The sequence below is a fragment of the Balneola sp. genome, assembly GCA_002694685.1.
GTDB lineage: Bacteria > Bacteroidota > Rhodothermia > Balneolales > Balneolaceae > Gracilimonas.
The window spans coordinates 1-19,608 of the sequence record NZMW01000004.1 but is presented as its reverse complement, the minus strand read 5'-3'; the positions used below and the strand labels follow the sequence as shown (position 1 = coordinate 19,608).

At 43.4% G+C, this 19,608-nt stretch carries 14 protein-coding genes, 2 tRNA genes and 3 rRNA genes; 1 reads left to right on the top strand and 18 read right to left on the bottom strand.

Features of this window, described 5'->3' with window-relative positions:
- Positions 1-29: 29 nt before the first annotated feature.
- From CL667_05660 to CL667_05610, 11 genes are all read right to left on the bottom strand, one after another.
- Positions 30-926, bottom strand: a complete 897-nt coding sequence (locus CL667_05660; protein ID MAL17177.1) for a TIGR01777 family protein — start codon at positions 924-926, stop codon at positions 30-32.
- Between the two features lie 52 nt (positions 927-978).
- The gene (locus CL667_05655; protein ID MAL17176.1) at positions 979-2,010 is read right to left on the bottom strand and encodes a dipeptide epimerase; all 1,032 of its coding nucleotides are present in this window, start codon (positions 2,008-2,010) and stop codon (positions 979-981) included.
- A complete protein-coding gene (locus CL667_05650; protein MAL17175.1) occupies positions 1,997-2,818 on the bottom strand; it encodes a phosphatidate cytidylyltransferase in 822 nt (273 codons plus the stop codon). The genes CL667_05655 and CL667_05650 overlap by 14 nt, the downstream gene beginning before the upstream one ends.
- 12 nt (positions 2,819-2,830) lie before the next feature.
- The gene (locus tag CL667_05645) at positions 2,831-3,112 is read right to left on the bottom strand and encodes a hypothetical protein (GenBank protein MAL17174.1); all 282 of its coding nucleotides are present in this window, start codon (positions 3,110-3,112) and stop codon (positions 2,831-2,833) included.
- On the bottom strand, positions 3,109-4,059 hold the full coding sequence (locus CL667_05640) for a CPBP family intramembrane metalloprotease domain-containing protein (GenBank protein ID MAL17173.1): 951 nt from the start codon (positions 4,057-4,059) through the stop codon (positions 3,109-3,111). The genes CL667_05645 and CL667_05640 overlap by 4 nt, the downstream gene beginning before the upstream one ends.
- A gap of 9 nt (positions 4,060-4,068) precedes the next feature.
- Positions 4,069-4,629, bottom strand: a complete 561-nt coding sequence (locus CL667_05635) for a hypothetical protein (protein MAL17172.1) — start codon at positions 4,627-4,629, stop codon at positions 4,069-4,071.
- Positions 4,630-5,022, bottom strand: coding sequence for a hypothetical protein (locus CL667_05630; protein MAL17171.1), 393 nt, complete (start codon positions 5,020-5,022; stop codon positions 4,630-4,632). It abuts the gene before it with no gap.
- 77 nt (positions 5,023-5,099) lie between these two features.
- The gene (locus tag CL667_05625; GenBank protein MAL17170.1) at positions 5,100-5,540 is read right to left on the bottom strand and encodes a hypothetical protein; all 441 of its coding nucleotides are present in this window, start codon (positions 5,538-5,540) and stop codon (positions 5,100-5,102) included.
- Between the two features lie 2 nt (positions 5,541-5,542).
- The gene (locus tag CL667_05620; GenBank protein ID MAL17169.1) at positions 5,543-6,499 is read right to left on the bottom strand and encodes an acetyl-CoA carboxylase carboxyl transferase subunit alpha; all 957 of its coding nucleotides are present in this window, start codon (positions 6,497-6,499) and stop codon (positions 5,543-5,545) included.
- Between the two features lie 71 nt (positions 6,500-6,570).
- Positions 6,571-7,299, bottom strand: a complete 729-nt coding sequence (locus CL667_05615) for a dolichyl-phosphate beta-D-mannosyltransferase (protein ID MAL17168.1) — start codon at positions 7,297-7,299, stop codon at positions 6,571-6,573.
- 2 nt (positions 7,300-7,301) lie between these two features.
- Positions 7,302-8,711: an exopolysaccharide biosynthesis polyprenyl glycosylphosphotransferase gene (locus CL667_05610; GenBank protein ID MAL17167.1), complete on the bottom strand. Its 1,410-nt coding sequence runs from the start codon at positions 8,709-8,711 to the stop codon at positions 7,302-7,304.
- A gap of 93 nt (positions 8,712-8,804) precedes the next feature.
- On the opposite strand from CL667_05610, the gene CL667_05605 reads away from it, so the two are divergent.
- The gene (locus CL667_05605; protein MAL17166.1) at positions 8,805-9,932 is read left to right on the top strand and encodes a tRNA guanosine(34) transglycosylase Tgt; all 1,128 of its coding nucleotides are present in this window, start codon (positions 8,805-8,807) and stop codon (positions 9,930-9,932) included.
- A gap of 8 nt (positions 9,933-9,940) precedes the next feature.
- Here the strand turns inward: CL667_05605 and CL667_05600 are convergent, their stop codons facing one another.
- The 7 genes from CL667_05600 to CL667_05570 form a co-directional block, all read right to left on the bottom strand.
- On the bottom strand, positions 9,941-12,013 hold the full coding sequence (locus CL667_05600) for a hypothetical protein (protein ID MAL17165.1): 2,073 nt from the start codon (positions 12,011-12,013) through the stop codon (positions 9,941-9,943).
- Between the two features lie 68 nt (positions 12,014-12,081).
- Positions 12,082-14,388, bottom strand: a complete 2,307-nt coding sequence (locus CL667_05595; GenBank protein MAL17164.1) for a hypothetical protein — start codon at positions 14,386-14,388, stop codon at positions 12,082-12,084.
- Between the two features lie 220 nt (positions 14,389-14,608).
- A 5S ribosomal RNA gene (gene rrf / locus CL667_05590) occupies positions 14,609-14,717 on the bottom strand.
- A gap of 121 nt (positions 14,718-14,838) precedes the next feature.
- A 23S ribosomal RNA gene (locus tag CL667_05585) occupies positions 14,839-17,727 on the bottom strand.
- 388 nt (positions 17,728-18,115) lie between these two features.
- A tRNA-Ala gene (locus CL667_05580) sits at positions 18,116-18,192 on the bottom strand.
- A gap of 6 nt (positions 18,193-18,198) precedes the next feature.
- Positions 18,199-18,275: transfer RNA gene (locus CL667_05575), tRNA-Ile, on the bottom strand.
- 152 nt (positions 18,276-18,427) lie between these two features.
- Positions 18,428-19,608, bottom strand: a 16S ribosomal RNA gene (locus tag CL667_05570); the annotation flags it as partial.

Here is a 19,608-nt window from a genome sequence, read left to right as displayed (position 1 = left end):
ACTAAGACCTAACACCTTAAATCTTGTAGCTACATTATTTCCGCGAGTGCTTCTTCCAGCTCCTCATAGTGAAATTCAAAACCCGTAACCTGTAGCTTTTTTGGTTGCATTCGAATGCTATCCGTTACCGGCTTTGCTGCTTCACCTAAAACAACATCAAGCGCAAATTTGGGGACGCGGAACAGGGAAGGACGATTCATTATATCGCCTAAGGTATCCGCAAATTCGTTCATGGTTGCTGGATTTGGAGAGCATACATTGTAAGCTCCGGTCAGCTCATCGTTATCTAAAGGAAAGATAAGTGCCTTACATAAATCTGTCCGGTGAACCCAGCTCATATATTGGTTGCCGCTTCCGATTGGTCCCCCAACTAGAAATTGAAATGGAGGAATCATTTTTTCTAAAGCTCCACCACCTTTTTCTAAAACAATCCCAATTCTTGGGTTTACAACCCGGACACCTAAATCAGTAGCTTTTTGTGATTCGGCTTCCCAAGCTTTACAAACTTCAGCTAAGAAATCATCGGCAACTTCAGCACTTTCATCCAACACGTCATTTCCACGATTGCCATAAATACCTGAAGCCGAAGCTGAAACAAATACTTCCGGTTTTTTGTCAGCTTCACGCATAGCATCCACGAGTTTTTTTGTAGTTTGAACGCGGCTATCCATGATCCTCTTCTTTACCTCATCCGTCCAGCGTTGCCCAAAAAGGTTTTCTCCGGCCAGATTGATCACGGCATCTATGTCACCCATTTCTGCAGCTAAGTCTTCATCCCAACTAATAAATCTTAGGTTCTTAGCTGACTCCCCTTCGTATTTCTTTGGACTCCTCGTGATGATAACAAGGTTATGACCTTCTTTTAGAAGAAGCGTTCGAAGTTCATCTCCTATAAATCCTGTTCCGCCGGTAATTAGAATATTCATGTCTATAAGTCTTTATGTTTTTACTATAAACCAGTTATACAGGCAAAACCATTCAGTTCCTGTCTACTCCCAACCCGGGTAGATTAGACAGAATTACTTTCCCATCTTTATTAACCTGAAGTTCAGAGAAAGTATCATTCGATATCAAAAGATGACCATCCAGATCAGCATACTCAGCATCGAGTGCTAATAGCGCCCCGGCAGCATTTGCTAGCGAGCTTTCAATCATGCAGCCAATCATCACTTCTAACCCAAGCTGATGAGCTTCCTTAATCACGTTTCTTGCTTTCACCAAGCTCCCGATTTTCATCAGCTTTATATTAATAATATGAAATGCTTCCGAAATCTGGGCTAGGTTTTCATCTCCAATAAAACTTTCATCTGCAGCAAGTGGCAAAGGAGACCACTTTTTTAACTCTTTCATCTGGTCGAATTCTTTAGCCGGCATGGGTTGCTCAATCAGCTCTACATTTTGGGATGACAGAAACTCGATTTCTTTTCTTGCCTGTTCGAGTGTCGTCCAGCCTTCGTTGGCATCTACCCGCAAAGGCTTATCGGTTACATCCCGAATAGCCTCTATAATCTCTCGATCTCTATCTGTTCCCAGCTTAATTTTGTAAACCGGATATTGGTCAGCTGCCCTAATCTTCTGCTGCATCTTTTCCGGTGTATCCAGCCCAATGGTATAAGAAGTTACAGGACCGACCGGTAAATCATTTCCCCATAATTTCCACAAAGGCTGCTCTTTTGATTTTCCCCACCAATCCATCCAAGCCATTTCTATGGCTGCTTTTGCTGATTGAACATTCGGCGATATTTTTAAAACTTCCAGCTCTGTGGCAATTTCATCGGCAGAAGAAATCGAATCAAAAAATCCTTCAGGAAGTGCTTCGAGATATTGGATTACTTTATCTGCAGTTTCATCATAGCGAGTGTTTGGTCCGGCTTCCCCATATCCTGTAATACCATTTTTTGTAATCGAAAGGAAAACATTCGGAACTTCAGATTTAGACCCGCGGGAAATGGTAAAGACTTCCTTCAGTTTAAGTGGAATGACTTCCCAGTTGATTTCAAAACGCGACATATCCAAATTCCTGGATGAGCTGTAAATAGATATAGACGGCAGGTGCAACTAACAACAGGGCATCAAAGCGATCAAAGAAACCGCCATGCCCGGGCAGTAAGTTAGAGGAGTCTTTAGCTCCGGCTTTTCGCTTGATCTTACTTTCAATAAGGTCTCCAATCGGGCCGAATGTTCCTACTAAAAGAATTAAAGGAAGAGCCATTTTCATAGTGAAATTGGTTTCTAGGGGAATTGCATATAATGCGATCGCTAATCCTACAAAACACCCAAAGTATCCTGAAATAAATCCTTCCCAGGTTTTATTTGGGCTGATGTCCGGAGCCAGTTTTCGTTTACCAAAAGAACGTCCACCGAAATAGGCAAATACGTCACCGCCCCAAACCATAAGGACTGTAGCAATGGTTAGGATAAACCCTGTTTCATTGGTTCCGAGGTCCCTGATCATCATCAGGCATAACAGCCCAACCGGGGCGTAGAAACCGGCGAAAAAAGTGGTGCTCAGCTGAGTTACGCTATCCTCAGCTGTATTAAAAGTTTGAATGGCTATAAATGCCAGCAGTATGCCGAGTCCAATTTCCACTGCAAAAGGGATGGATGGAAATAACATGATCCACAGACCGATGGTGTAAGGAAAGTATTGGTCGGTAGGATTTCCTGAGTTGCTCAACAACCGCATGACTTCTTGCTGAATGAAAAAGCCAATCACAATAATAAAACCTTTGAAGTACCAATCACCCATCCAGGTCAAAAATATAAATAGAATAGCTGCCGGTACCGCAAAAAGAATACGCTTCAGAAGTTCACTCACTTTACACTCCGGTTATTCTGAATCGGGTTTAAACTCTTCGTTTGATTCTTCTAAATCATTTAGGGCTTTTCGGGCTTGTTTCTCATAATCGACGGGCACATATAAATACACCATGGCCATTTCGCTAACATTGAGACTATAGGCTGAGTCTCTTTTCGATAAGATATTTGAAGGAATCTTAAGATTGGAGAGGTAATTCTTTGCCATCTCAATTTCTAAATCTGTACTTCCTTCTAATACACATACCCAGTTTTCAATGTCATTGGGTTTCGGCTTGTCGGAGAAAAAACTCATTCTTCGGCCTCATTTGGTTTCAGCGTTTTCAAGTAGTACAAAATTGCTGCTGTTAAAATCATACTCCCAAAAACTAATAAATAGGGAATATCCATATCCGGTGTGATTTTTTCATCCAGCATTTCAGGATAGAAACTACTGGCGATAACCTGCCCTCCATTATTCACAAAATGAGCAACCATCGCAGGAATTAAACTGTCAGAAATATAGGTGACATAAGCCAGAAAAACTCCAAGCGTTGCCAGGGGTAAAAAATTTGAAATCTGCAGGTGATATGCCCCAAAAATAGCCCCTGAAATCAGAATAGCGGCTACAATGCCCCAGCTTTTTTCGAAAGCTCGCTGCACATACCCCCGATACATAATCTCTTCGCAAACAGCGGGTACAATTCCAATATGGAAAACACCCAGCAGTAGTACATTATCGGACTTGAGAAAGGTGGCTATCATTTCAGCCATTGTTTCCTGCATTTGTGCCATTGCTTCAGGTACAGGAATAAAAGAATTCAACCATCCTAAAAACAAAATAGTAGGCTGGGCTACTACAAAAAGCACAGCTGCTATAACAGTAACTACCCACGTATTTTTAGTGATATTAAGACGAAGGAAATCTTTTCTTTCCCCTTTCACAGCATGAAGACGAACCACTAACAGTGTTGCTAAAGCCATGATGAGAATTTGGCCAGATGAGTTTGCCAGAAACAGAATATCAAAGTTCGTGGAGAGCTCTTCCATCATAACTTCCATATTCAAGTTATCAGAAGTAGCTAAGATACCAATAACTCCAACTATGGCTCCAACCACATTGAATGCTATCAAAGCTACTAACACCCAAGTGAGCGCCATCGCCCAGTGGGCAAAGCCGTTTCGCTCTACCCAGGGACGCGGTTTACTGTTTTCATATACTTCCTGATACTCACTGTGTGACGCTGCTTCTTGCTGATCCATTAACTTCTTTTATTCTTCTGATGCGAAAATTTTAGCACCAACCAATCCTGAAATTACGTTCATTACTCCTAGCCCTACAAAAGTAAAAACCGCCTGTAGACCAATGTTCTTAAGCGAATTTGGATCTTCCATTCCGGCAATAGCTTGTTCTTTAGCTTCTGCAGGCATTTGCATGGCTTCAAAATTTTGAATGTTCCAGTCAACTAAGGCCTGCTGGTAACTTGGATCGATTATATTCCAAATTTGTCCCAGAATGACAGCAACTATAGTAGCGCCTAAACCAACAAACAAACCGATTAGAGCACCCTTTCCGATTTTATAAGTCACATTGTACTCTTTGGTATAATGCCAGTTTGCAATAACTCCACCAATAGCTCCAACTAAGCACCCAATAGTTCCCCATAATTGGGCTGAGCTAAAAAATGAACCTGTTGGTTCAGTCCCTAAAGTCATATAACCCCCAATAAGGGCAAAAGCTGTTACTACAATACCCACCACCAGTGATGCAATAATTACTGAACTCCAATAGCTTGGGTTTTCCTGTGTGTTTTCTTTTTCCATATCCATCATCTACTCCGATTTATTTATTGTGAAAAATTCGTTTGTCAATATTAATATCACAGGCAAGCCTACTATACAGCCTAAGATAAATCTTGAGATCATTGTATTCGTCCAGAATCCAAAATAGTTACCTGATACGTCGGCTAAATTTAAAAGAATAGCGGCAATTAACCAGTTCTTTTCTGTATTAATTGTACTTCCTGAAAGAAGACTGTAAACAGGCATTATCAGTGTACCTACAAGCAATGCTGCGTAGATTCCAAGACATCTGGAACAAACCGCCATTTTAACCCCCGAAACCGAAAATGAGCGAGCCGGGTCTTGATGGCATAAAACTTTAAAAATATTATGCTGCCAGCTGATTAATGTGTTAGATGCGTCTGAGAATAGTCCGGGGCCCATTGCTGCAAGACTTAAAAAAAGGGTGGCGATCAGAAGTCCTGCATACAGGGCTTTATTATGTGATTGAATGCTCCACACTATGCCTTAAGTCTACTTTCCAAACTCTGGATAAAAGAATCTGGTGCTCTGCATGGCTTTCTGGAGTCAGCGTTCATAAAACAGAGACTTACCTCACCGTACACATGTACTTCGTCTGAATTTGGTGTAGTTACCTCATAAAATGTTTGTAGGCGGACGGTAGGTATTTCAAATACCATCACCTTTATAAACATTTCTTCGTCATAGGTGATTGGTGCTTTGTAATCTAACTCGGCATGAGTCACGGGTAATAAAATCCCCGAGTCTTCCATTTCACGGTATGATGTGCCATATGAACGAATCATTTCCGTTCGGGCTACTTCAAAGTACTCAAGATACCTTCCATAATATACATAGCCCATCCGGTCGGTTTCCCCATAGCGACTTCGCAGTGTATGGGTATATTCTATGATGGGAGATTTATCGGGAAAGTTCAAAATAACTATTTAACCACTTGCCATTCGCCCATTGCTGCGTACTTGTCGATTCGTTGCTCAACGAGCTTCTCCGGCTTCAATTTTTTAAGTCGCTTCAGGCTTTGCATAAGTTGCTTTTTAAGAGCTGCTGAAGCTTCATCATAATTGCGATGCGCCCCACCCAAAGGTTCCGGAATTACTCCATCAATTACCTTGAGCTCTTCTAAATCTACAGCAGTTAGCTTCAACACAGCCGCAGCTTGCTCCTTATAATCCCAGGTTTTCCAAAGAATGGAAGAACATGATTCAGGAGAAATAACTGAGTACCAGGTATTTTCCATCATGTACACTTCATTCCCCATGCCAATACCGATGGCTCCGCCACTTGCTCCTTCTCCAATCACAACCGTAACAAATGGCACTTTAAGCATCGCCATCATTTTAAGGTTTTTGGCGATGGCTTCCGCTTGTCCTCTTTCCTCGGCCTCTAGCCCAGGAAAGGCACCAGGTGTATCCAATAATGTTATGATGGGAATATCAAATTTTTCAGCAAGCTTCATTAAGCGATACGCTTTTCGGTATCCTTCGGGATTAGCCATACCAAAATTCCGGTATTTCCGGCTAGTTGTGTCTCTCCCTTTTTGGTGTCCGATTATCATAACGGACTGACCGTCTATTTTACCTACTCCACCAACAATAGCTTTGTCATCAGCATGATAACGGTCCCCATGAAGTTCAATAAATTCTTCGGTAATCTTCTTAATGTAATCCAGCGTATAAGGCCGGTCTGGGTGGCGGGCAAGCTGAACGCGCTGCCAGCGGGTCAGGTTTGAAAAAATAGACTTTCTAAGCTTGTCTACTCTTTTTCTAAGGCTTTCTATTTCCTTATCAAGAACTCCATCACTGACGTTTGAGAGGTCTTTCAGTTCCTCAATTTTGCTTTCAAGTTCAGCTATGGGTTGTTCAAAATCTAAATACTGCATATATGCTTTTTAGTTTTATTCTGAAATAATATAAGAAATACTAACCTGAGGTGAGAGTTTTCTGCGCACCTTTAAAGTGTTCCAAAAAGGCTTCTGAACTTAAGCGCCCAGACTCTCCAAATAGCTTCACGAACAATCGCTTTCGACATCTTCGAAACACCTTCTTCACGCTCCCTAAACACTATTGACACCTCTTGTAGGTTGAATCCTGCTTTCCATGCCCGAAAGTGAAGTTCAATCTGAAAAGCGTAGCCATTCGACTTTATGCGTTCGATTGAAATTTTCTCGAGTACTTTTCGGTGAATGCATTTAAATCCGGCCGTTGTATCAAAAATTGGAAGACCTGTTATTGTTCTTGCATAGATATTTGCACAGTAGGAAAGTATCAACCTGCTTAAAGGCCAATTAATGATACTGATACCGTTCGAGTAGCGGGAACCGACCGCAACGTCAGCATCTCCTGATTTCACCTTATTGATGAGTTTTTCTGCATCGTTCGGGTCGTGAGAAAAATCAGCGTCCATTTCACAAACATATACATACCCATTGTCGAGCGCATACTGAAAACCTTTGACGTAAGCCGTGCCCAGTCCAAGTTTACCTGCTCGTTCAATTAAAGCTACACGATCTGAATATTTTTTTTGAGCTCCCCTTACAAAATCTGCCGTGCCATCTGGCGAGCCATCGTCAATAACAAGTACATCCATTTTGTTCTCTAAGTCCATGAGCCTATCGATGAGTCTAGCAATATTATGAGACTCATTATATGTGGGTACAATAATCAATGTATCTGATGTCATTACTACTGCCCCTTTCCTTTTATGACGGTGATCATAGTATTAATAAGAATTTTGGCATCCATTCTAAGAGATGCGTTCTCAATATAAAAAAGATCAAATTTAGTCTTCTCCTTTACATCATCCAGAGAGGTATCATACTTCCATTTCACTTGAGCCCATCCTGTAATACCGGGACGAACTCTTAAACGACGTGTATAAAGTGGAATTTGTGTACTAAATTGTTCCACGAAATGAGGTCGCTCGGGGCGTGGCCCCACTAAGCTCATATCTCCTTTCAAAACATTGAGGAATTGGGGTACTTCATCAATTCTTAGCTTCCTCAACCAATATCCTAACTTAGTAACACGCGGATCGTCTTTAGTGGCCCAGGTTGGCCCACTATGTTTTTCTGCATTATCAAGCATGGTTCTGAATTTATAAATCGTAAATATTTTGCCATTTCTACCCACTCTTTTTTGCCTGTAGATTGCAGGCCCCGGTGAGCTAAGCCGAATAGCCAGACCAATCAAAATTAAAAAAGGAAGGGTTAAAAGAAGCATCACAAGCGAAACGAGTATATCAAACACTCGCTTAACTGTTTTTTCCCACAACGGCATGGGCTCTGGTGATATTTCCACCAGCGGCATTCCAAAAATCTGATTCGTTTTGCTAAGTCCGCTTACCAATTGATAAAAATCGGGCAGTAATTTTAGAGATACATCAGGTGAATCTACTTTAGAAATAACATCCACCAAATCTTGCCTCCGGTCTGGCTCCAAAGCAACTAGAATATCCTGAACTTGCCGTTCATTCAGAATTTCTTTGATATGATCTAGATTTCCAATTACATCCTCAGGCAGAATACCTGTTTCTGGAGCCGGAGCCTTCCCATTTACCTGAATAAAGCCAAGCACTTCCATACCCAAGGTTTTATTTCGGTTCAGATCATCGTAGGCAGCCTTCGCGGTATGGCCCGTCCCTACGATTACAGTACGGTGAAGACCTTTCCCCTTTTGAGCATAATGCCGCTGAATAGTCCGAACCACAAATCTATTTATTGCGAGAAGTATGAATATGGTTGCCCAATAATTAATGATTATCAGCCGCTGATCATAGATAGAAATATTCTCATTAATATTGATCACAAAATACAAGATCAATGCTCCAAGCAGGCTGGCTTTTAGTACTTTTATAAATTCATCGAGTCGGGATACGAGATAGAGCTTCTTATATGAGCCCATAACTACAAAAATGCTAAGCCAATAAAAGCTTATTATTACCCCCCCTGCTATGAAATTCAGGTTAAAATCCTGAACCAGCATATTCATGGTATTAGGATAGAAGGAATGGAATACAAACCAACTTGCCAGTATAATTAGAAAATCTAATACACTGGTGAAAATAACTTCCCGATATCTTTTTAAATTCAGCACTATGATTTCTATTAGGCCAAGTAAATTTTAAGACTGCCAAAATAAACATTTTTAGACAGGCTGCATAACTTCTAAAACTTAAATTTAGTTAGATTGTACTCACTTAAAAAAACCGCTTCTTCTACAAAAGCACGTCTCGGAGAACTTGAAACTGCTCACGGAACCATTCAAACACCCATTTTTATGCCTGTGGGTACACTTGGCACCGTTAAAGGAGTATCTCAAGATACTTTAGTTGATCAGGTTAAAGCGCAGATTATTCTCGGAAATACCTATCACTTATACCTAAGGCCCGGATGCGATATTATTCAGGAAGCCGGTGGACTGCATAAATTCATGAAGTGGGAACTACCCATTTTGACAGATTCTGGCGGATATCAAATATTTTCGCTTTCTGATATTCGGGACCTTGATGAAGAAGGTGCACATTTCCAAAGCCATATTGACGGCTCAAAGCATTCCTTTACTCCGGAAAATGTTGTTGAAACCCAGCGTATTTTGGGGTCCGATATAATGATGCTCCTCGATGAATGTCCACCCTATCCCAGCAGCTACGACTATGCAAAGAAATCTATGGAGCTAACGCACCGATGGGCTAAACGTGGCAGAAAAGCTTTTTTAGAAACGGAACCGCTATATGGACACAAACAGGCTCAGTTTGGAATTGTTCAGGGAGGAACCTACAAAGACCTCAGAATTGAATCTTCAAAATTCATGGCAGATCAGGATTTTGAAGGAATAGCCATTGGCGGACTGAGCGTAGGCGAGCCCATTGATTTAATGTATGAGTTCACTGACCTGAACACCGATTACCTTCCCAAAGACAAAGCCCGGTACCTGATGGGCGTAGGAACTCCGGCCAATTTACTGGAAGGTGTTGCCCGAGGAGTAGATATGTTTGATTGTGTGATGCCTACTCGAAATGCTCGAAATGGCTCAATATTTACACGGCATGGTAGAGTTAACATCCGCAATGCCCAGTGGAAAGAACATCACGATTATCTCGACCCTGATTTCCCCAGTGATTTATGCAGCAAATACACAATGGCTTACATTCATCACCTCATTCGAAATAATGAGATATTTGGTTTAGTTCTGGCTTCTATTCATAACCTGACATTCTATTTATGGCTAATGGAAGAGGTGAGAGATAGAATTGAAAATGACACTTTTGGAGAATGGTACCCTGGAATGGTGGAACAGCTTGAGCAAAAGATCTAGCCTGTTACTTAAGCGTTTTTTGCCAATAGTTCGAGTGGATATGGCCCATTAAACAAGGTTTTGATGAGTATATCTATATCCATCCACAACGAATAGTTTTGGAGGTAATACAACAAAAAACTCTCGGCTTCTTCCTCTTCCTGAATCCTATTCTGGCTAATTTGCACCAAGCCGGTAATTCCTTTTTTGATGGAACTTGACTGGTTAGATCCAGGATCAGAAATAGGCGCTCCCACCAAGCTTAACTTTCCAGAGATGACGTAGCCTAATAGACGTAATCTATTTTTCCAGGTATGTTTAGGTATGTCAGCATACAATTTCACCCCTTGAATAGATTTAAAATTTCTCTTTTTAAATAGTAAAGCCGGCCATATTACTACAAACAATAACAGATATAATGGAATAGCTACCACTAAATCCATTGCTCGTTTTAGAAATTGGTTAATGGGTTTTGAGAACTCAAACTCTACTTCAACAAGGGGGATGCTCTCTAAATACTCCACGTTCGACTTTCCAAGTATAAAGTCCATTGAATCAGGAATCAGCTTAAAAGTAACTCCTTCACTCTGAAGATTAGATATTTCTTTTAGCATCCTCTTATAGCTGATCGAATTCAATGCAAAGAAAACCTGATCAATTTCATAGGCGTTTATCAAATCTTTAAGTTGGGAAAGGGATCCAAATGCTACTTCTTCTTCTCTCTCTTCGGTTACTGTTACATTTCCAACTACTTCATAACTCCAGTCAGGTCTGGAATGAATTTTCTGAATAATTCGGGATGCCTCTTTTTCTTCTCCAACTATAATCACTCGTAAACTTCGGATTTTACCTCGGTGGTTATTACCGGAGTCAGCACGATTTAGCCTGTATAGTTTATAGCTTACAAAAAGTATCACCCCAAAAATAAATCCTAATATTAATCCAAGCCGGGTATATGCAAGGTTTCTTACAAAAAAGGTGAAAACAACTACTCCAAGGTAGGTGATCGATAATGCTTTTAGAGCAGTAGAAATAGACTCTCTTTCTTGTTTAAACATTCCAAGAAAGCTTCCGCTAATCAAAAATAACGCCGTAGAAAGGAGGTTTATCCAGAGATATTTTATTCCCTCAGGATTTAAAATATTTACGCCTTGTAAACCATATCTCAGTAAAAAACCAAAAGCCACTGACAAATTTAGAATAACTAAGTCGGCCAGAATAGGTTTTAGCTTTTTTAAGTTTGAGGATACGAACGAAAGTAGGGTCTTCAGCCAAATGGCCAGATATATAAAGATCCGGAAAAACCCACTGTATCTTGAACTGTAATGTTTATCAAAAAATTGATACAAAGCCTTATTAAAAATACGAATGTATTTTAAATCTCCTTTCTTGGTACTCTCTCCTTTGTAGTGAATGATAGAAGTGTTAGGAACATAATCGATATGGTAATCTGTATTCTGAATGCGATAACACAGATCAATATCTTCACCATACATAAAAAAGCGTTCATCAAAGCCTCCTAATTTCTGGAGTAAATCAGTTCTCCAAAACATAAACGAACCAGACAACACAGGTACTTTTGAAGCCTCATTTTCATCAAGCCAACTCAAGTAGTATTGACCGAAGAGTTTACTATCACTGAACAAGGAGTTCAGACCAAATACTTTTGCAGATGCTGACCAAATTGTTGGAATAGATCTTCTTGATTCCGGTGCAAAAGTCCCATCGGGATTTAGAATCTTACATCCGGCTGCTCCACATTCAGGGTTTCTTTGCATGTGCTTTACAAGCACTTCTAGAGTATCTTCACTAACAAGGGTATCAGGGTTAATTATTAACGTAAACTCGCCTTTTGCTTGTTGTATGGCTTGATTATTTGCTTTTCCAAAACCCACATTTTCTTTATTCGAAATGTAGGTAACCTCTGGATATCTCTCCCTCAAATATGGTATGGAATCATCGCCGGAATCATTATCAACAACAAAAACCTCGATCTTATAATCATGCTGCGCCTTCCTAATGGAGTTAAGTAGATTTGCTATATACTCCTTAACCTTATAGTTAACGATGACAATCGAGATATGGGGCTGATTACGATCCACAGTTTAAAATCCTTTGCCTAAACCAGCAATTAATGACATCAGTTAAGATTAGGTATGAAGTTTCCATGCTATTTAACAATGACTACTTTTCCTATTCCCGTTTCCCTTCCGCTCTCTTCAAACGCTATCAAAAAATAGATACCGGTTCCTATTCTGTTCCCATTGTAGTCATAACCATCCCAACTTATTCTTCCCCCCTGGGCAGCCAGTTCATTAACTACAATCCCATCTACACCCAATACTTTAATTCGGGTTGATTCACTTAAACCTTCCACTTTAATCTGTGTATGCTTCGAATATTGAAACGGGTTAGGGAACACTTTAAGCTCGTTCATTTTCGAAACCGGCCCTTTCGGAATTTCGAAATAGCTCACCAATCCAAGATCAGTAGCTATAAACACTTCCCCGCTTTCGTCATCAATTGTAATTGAATTAATGTTATTGGAAATTAGATTACTATTCTCGGTCGTAAATCGATTTATAATTCTACTTCCCTCATCATTCAAAACCCAAATCCCCTGATTCACACTACCCACCCATTTTTGGTTGGCTCCATTTACGGCCATTGAAGTAACACTTATATCCCTCAACAAAAACCTGGAAACAGCAGAAGTATCTTCATTTATTAGCCACTGAGCCTGTCTTTCGTCCGGACCACCTTCAATCACTAATTCGGGAAATATAAATCTTGCAATCCCTCTATTTGTGCCAATCCAAATTTCTCCATTTTTATCCTGGACGATAGCATTTACTTTTTCATCCGGCAGATTTCCGTTACCAGCATCTGAGGTTAACTTTACGCTTTCATCGTCGTTAGCGTCTTCAGGATCACCGGTATCTAATATGAATAGTCCCTGGCCAACGTTGCTGCTATTAATAAGCGATATCCACTTTTGGTTAAACGAATCTATAAATATATCAAAGTAGAGATCACTTCCAGCATCAGACCTATAGGGGAGCCAATCATCGCTACCATTTAGTTGCACATTCAAAGGGAAATCTGATAGAAATGAAACGGCCCACATGTTGCCTTGAGTGTCATTATCTAATCCTGAGATAACAACAAAATCTGGACTTTGCCCAATACCTAAAAGGTTTGAGTTCTGCCGATCAAATACGGAAATCTCATTAGAATTCCTGTTGTGCCGTGCGATACCTTGTCCCCAACTGCCAAAGTAGTAGGAAGAGTCGGTCTTCCCGATTGAAAATGCCGTACTGTATTCTGAAAGATCTGTGCTTGTATTCCTATTGTAGTTTTTCCATTGATCATCTTCATATATATAGTAGCCCCTAATTAAATTAAAGGGATCTATTCTAGGAAAAGCTAACGTAGAAGTACCAATTAATACTTCATCTGTAAATAACAGCTTGCTGAAAAAATTCAAATAAGGTCCTGTAGGCAGGTAAAATTCCAACTCAGTATTTCCAGTGTTGGTAGTAACCAATCCTTCGTTTGTTGTGCCTACAAGAATTTGCTCTCCATCCAAATTCAAGTCTAGAATATTACTTTCAAGGTCCAAGGCAAAAGTTATTCTATTTTGATCTGTATCAATTACCGTTATCGCTGAACTTGTTGCTGCTGCCAGGCTTTGCTGATCGTTGTTTTTTTGAAGGCTCTGTATTCCCTCATCCGGAAAGTTGGTGTTTAGTGACCAAACGTCATTCTGTTGTACATAGATGCTTTCATCAACCAGCGCATTTATTTCGCCATTAAAAACACTGATTTCCTGAATGACATTAACAGGCAATCCATCCGCTTCGGTATAGTTGAGCCAATTTCCACTTTCCACAAGGTTACTAGTAAGTTCGCCTACTGCTATTCCCTGAGTTGTAGCTGCATAGATTGTACCCTCAAGAATATCAAGGTCATTCACTGGAGCGCCAATATCTGCACTTCCCAATTTCAAAAAACTGCTTTCGACCAATAAGTTTTCAAGATCATAAACTACGATACCAAAACTGGTAGCTACGTAAAGACGACCTTCAAAAATTTCAAACGCGTTTATACTTTTTGAATTAAACCTAGTAACACGCTTAATGTCCTCAACCCTTTCAATATCTGATGATTCACTTTCTATGACATCAATAGTTCCATCAATATAGCCGGCAAAAAGTCTATTATTCTGTGTATCAAAAATGATCTCCGATGGATTAGAGCGGTATAGCCCATCAAGGGTTGTCATCAGTTTGACGATCTCATTCCCTTCAACTACAAATATTCCACCAAGAGTACCAGCATAAGTGGTATTTCCATCAACTGTTATTGAATTAACGGTAGAAAATGATGGATAAACGTTCCAAGATTCCAAATTCTGAGATGAGACCGAGAGAAAGTAGAGTGAAAATAAAAGAAGAGAACAAAATTTCTTAATCATATCAACCAATTGAATGTCTGTTTACTATCAACCTAACCCATGCTCAGGTCTTTTTAATTTGAATTGGTAGCTGTTGTTCTATTAACTAATAATTTGATTAAGGAATTAATTCAGCCAGAACTTAAGGAAAAAGAACTGGTAGATAAATTATTTCATAATATTTATTTACCAAACAAAAAAAAGCCTCTCTAGCAAAACTAAAGAGGCTTATAAAAAATAAAGAAGGCGACGACCTACTCTACCGCGTGTGCAGTACCATCGGCGCTGCAGGGCTTAACGTCCGTGTTCGGGATGGGAACGGGTGGAACCCCTGCGCTGGAGTCACCTTCAAAAAGGGTTGAACAATAAAAAATAGATGTTCTTTGACATGATGAGCAAGCAATAATAACAGGATTTGTTACTAGCGAATTATAGTGGTTGGCACGGGGACCCGTGCAAACCATATAAAGGAAGCCTGTGGCCTAATTAGTACGACTCGGCTAACCATGTTACCATGGGGACACCTGTCGCCTATCTACCTGGTCGTCTACCAGGAGGCTCTTAGGGAATACTTATCTTGGAGCGTGCTTCGCGCTTAGATGCATTCAGCGGCTTATCACTTCCGCACATAGCTACCCTGCGATGCATGCGACCACACAACAGGTACACTAGCGGTGCGTCCACTCCGGTCCTCTCGTACTAGGAGCAGCTCTCCGCAATATTCCTACGCCCACAGCAGATAGAGACCGAACTGTCTCACGACGTTCTGAACCCAGCTCGCGTACCGCTTTAATTGGCGAACAGCCAAACCCTTGGGACCTTCTCCAGCCCCAGGATGCGATGAGCCGACATCGAGGTGCCAAACCTCCCCGTCGATATGAACTCTTGGGGGAGATAAGCCTGTTATCCCCGGAGTACCTTTTATCCTTTGAGCGATGGCCCTTCCATACGGTGCCACCGGATCACTAAACCCAACTTTCGTTCCTGCTCGACCTGTATGTCTCGCAGTCAAGCACCCTTATGCTTTTACACGCTACGCACGATTGCCAACCGTGCTGAGGGTACCTTTGGGAGCCTCCGTTACTCTTTAGGAGGCGACCGCCCCAGTCAAACTACCCACCATACACTGTTCCTCCGTTGCCCGGAGGTTAGAATTCACCTGAGGCAAGGGCGGTATTTCACTGGGCGACTCCCCCCAACCTAGCGATCAGGGTTCAAAGTCTCCCGCCTATGCTACACATGCATCCGGTAAAGCCAATGTAAAGTTGTAGTAAAGGTTCACGGGGTCTTTTCGTCCCGCTGCGGGTAATCGGCGTCATCACCGATACCACAATTTCACCGAGCTCATGGCTGAGACAGTGCCCAAGTCGTTACACCATTCGTGCAGGTCGGAACTTACCCGACAAGGAATTTCGCTACCTTAGGACCGTTATAGTTACGGCCGCCGTTTACTGGGGCTTCAGTTAAGGGCTTCGCCGAAGCTAACCCCCTTCTTTAACCTTCCAGCACCGGGCAGGTGTCAGTCCCTATACATCGCCTTGCGGCTTAGCAGAGACATGTGTTTTTGGTAAACAGTCGCTTGGGCCTTTTCACTGCGCCCCGGATGTCCGAAGACACCCAGGGGATCCTTCTCCCGAAGTTACGGATCGAATTTGCCTAGTTCCTTAGCCATGAATTACTCGAGCACCTTAGGATACTCTCCTCACCCACCTGTGTCGGTTTGGGGTACGAGCGATTTTAACAAACTACGACGCTTTTCTTGGCAGCGGGATTACCTCCATTATCTCCTCGCCCGCAGGCTTGGAGTACTGTCAGGTTTCAGCCTTAACGGGAAGCGGATTTGCCTGCTTCCCGGCCTACGCCTTTTAACGTGCATTCGTCAGCACGCAGGAGTGTCACTTCTGCGTCACGCCTTAGCCTGGCGTTAAAATCGGTACCGGAATATTGAACCGGTTTGCCATCGGCTTCGCCTTTCGGCTACACCTTAGGTCTCGACTAACCCTGATCCGATTAGCGTTGATCAGGAACCCTTGGGTTTATGGTGGACGGGTTTCTCGCCCGTCTTCTCGTTACTCATGCCTACAGTTTCGCTTCCAGGGGCTCCACCGCAGCTTACGCCACGACTTCTGCGCCCCTGGAATGCTCCCTTACCGAACTATTAGTTCCCACAGCTTCGGCAGTATGTTTAATGCCCGTGTATTATCGACGCCGGGCCGCTTAACTAGTGAGCTATTACGCACTCTTTAAAGGAATGGCTGCTTCTAAGCCAACCTCCTAGTTGTCTGGGCAACCCAACTTTCTTTGTTCAACTTAACATACATTTGGGGGCCTTAGCTGGTGGTCTGGGTTGTTTCCCTCTCGCGACGGGACGTTATCACCCCGCCACTGACTGCCTGGTGGCTCTCTGCCGGTATTCGGAGTTTGTCTAGGGTTGGTACCCGGTGAAGGGCCCTAGCCTAATCAGTGCTCTACCTCCGGAGAGACAAAACCAGACGCTATACCTAAATATATTTCAGGGAGTACGAGCTATTTCCAAGTTTGATTGGCCTTTCACCCCTATCCACAGTTCATCCGAAGACTTTTCAACGTCTGGCGGTTCGGGCCTCCATGGGGTTTTACCCCCACTTCACCCTGACCATGGATAGCTCACTTGGTTTCGCGTCTGCCCCGCTGTACTGCACGCCCTATTCAGACTCGCTTTCGCTGCGGCTCCTCCGCTTAGCGGATTAACCTCGCACAACAGGAGCAACTCGTAGGCTCATTATACAAAAGGCACGCCGTCACCCCTCAAAGAGAGGCTCCGACCGCTTGTAAGCACACGGTTTCAGGTACTATTTCACTCGCCTTCTCGGCGTTCTTTTCACCTTTCCCTCACGGTACTGGTTCACTATCGGTCATACAGATGTATTTAGCCTTACCGGATGGTGCCGGCAGATTCACGCAGGGTTTCACCAGCCCCGCGCTACTCAGGATACCCGCCAGATTGCTCGCCGTACGCCTACAGGCCTTTCACCTTCTATGGGACTGCTTTCCAGGCAGTTTCGACTTAAGCTAGCGCTCATTATGCAGGTCCTACTACCCCGACTCCCCGTAGGAAGCCGGTTTGGGCTGCTTCCCGTTCGCTCGCCGCTACTAGGGAAATCACTTAATTGTTCTCTTTTCCTGAGGGTACTTAGATGTTTCAGTTCCCCTCGTATGCCCTCCCGTAGGAGTACTCCAGTAAACTGGAGTGGGTTGCCCCATTCGGAAATCCACGGATCATTGCTCGTATGCAGCTCCCCGTAGCTTATCGCAGCTTTACGCGTCCTTCATCGCCTCTGTATGCCTAGGCATCCACCGTGTGCCCTTAGTATGCTTCTACTATATGGTTTGCACGGCGTCTCCGCCGGCAACCTACTCGTATTCATGCTATTGGTTTATTGTGGGCCAGATGGGGACGAACCACACCTGGCTACCTTGGCGTAGTACGCAATCCTTAGTAAACTAAGAAATGCGCCCTACTATCTTCTAACTTGTTACAGTTATCAGACCTATTACTATTGCTATATTGCTTCATCATGTCAAAGAACCCGCGCTCGGCGCGGTACGGCCCGTTCGACGGGCAGCGTGTTTTTGGCGGATGCATGCGCCCGGTCTCGAAAGACCAGCAAAATACATCCTAAACAATCTTATAAAGAACATTGTGAGTCTTCCCGGGGCTACGCCCTCTCATATCTTACGACTCACATCAAATAACTATCAAAAAAAATTGTGGAGCTACGGGGATTCGAACCCCGGACCCCTGCCTTGCAAAGGCAGTGCTCTAGCCAGCTGAGCTATAGCCCCATACTGTTGTGGGCTTGGGAGGACTTGAACCTCCGACCTCACGCTTATCAGGCGTGCGCTCTAACCACCTGAGCTACAAGCCCCCGTAATGGCAGGCCTCGGCTGCAGGCGGTATTCGCCGGCTGCGGCGAGTGTGTGACCCGCCGGGTACACAGTTAAAAAAAGTACAGATCAGATTGTTTGTAACGAGCGTTAGCGTAGTGTCGTACGGCCATATTGCAGGCCGGCTCTCCTTGAAAGGAGGTGATCCAGCCGCACCTTCCGGTACGGCTACCTTGTTACGACTTAGCGCCAGTTACTAGGCTTACCCTAGGCACCTCTTGTTGAGGCGACATCAGGTACTCCTAACTTCCATCGCTTGACGGGCGGTGTGTACAAGGCCCGGGAACGTATTCACCGCGTCATTGCTGATACGCGATTACTAGCGATTCCACCTTCATGGAGTCGAGTTGCAGACTCCAATCCGAACTGAGAATGGCTTTGTGGATTTGCTCCTGCTCGCGCAGTGGCTACCCATTGTACCATCCATTGTAGCACGTGTGCAGCCCTGGACGTAAGGGCCATGATGACTTGACGTCGTCCCCACCTTCCTCACTACTTGCGTAGGCAGTCTGGCTAGAGTCCCCACCATTACGTGCTGGTAACTAACCACAGGGGTTGCGCTCGTTGCGGGACTTAACCCAACACCTCACGGCACGAGCTGACGACAGCCATGCAGCACCTTCCATAGTGCCCCGAAGGGACCCTCCTTTTCGGGAGGTAACACTGTAGATTTAGCCCAGGTAAGGTTCCTCGCGTTGCATCGAATTAAGCCACATGCTCCACCGCTTGTGCGGGCCCCCGTCAATTCCTTTGAGTTTCATCGTTGCCGACGTACTCCCCAGGTGGCATACTTACTGCGTTAACTGCATCACTGGCCCCAAAGGGCCAACAACTAGTATGCATCGTTTACAGCGTGGACTACCAGGGTATCTAATCCTGTTCGCTCCCCACGCTTTCGTGCCTCAGTGTCAGTTACAGTCCAGCCGGCCGCCTTCGCCACTGATGTTCTTCGTAATATCTATGCATTTCACCGCTACACTACGAATTCCACCGACCTCTTCTGTACTCAAGAAACCCAGTATCCATGGCAATTTTACCGTTAAGCGGCAAGATTTCACCACAGACTTAGGCTCCCACCTACGCACCCTTTACACCCAATGATTCCGGACAACGCTTGCACCCTCCGTATTACCGCGGCTGCTGGCACGGAGTTAGCCGGTGCTTATTCAAATGGTACCGTCACTACAAGACGAATCTCGTACGTTCTTCCCATTCAAAAGCCGTTTACAACCCATAGGGCCGTCTTCCGGCACGCGGCGTGGCTGCGTCAGAGTTTCCTCCATTGCGCAAGATTCCTCACTGCTGCCTCCCGTA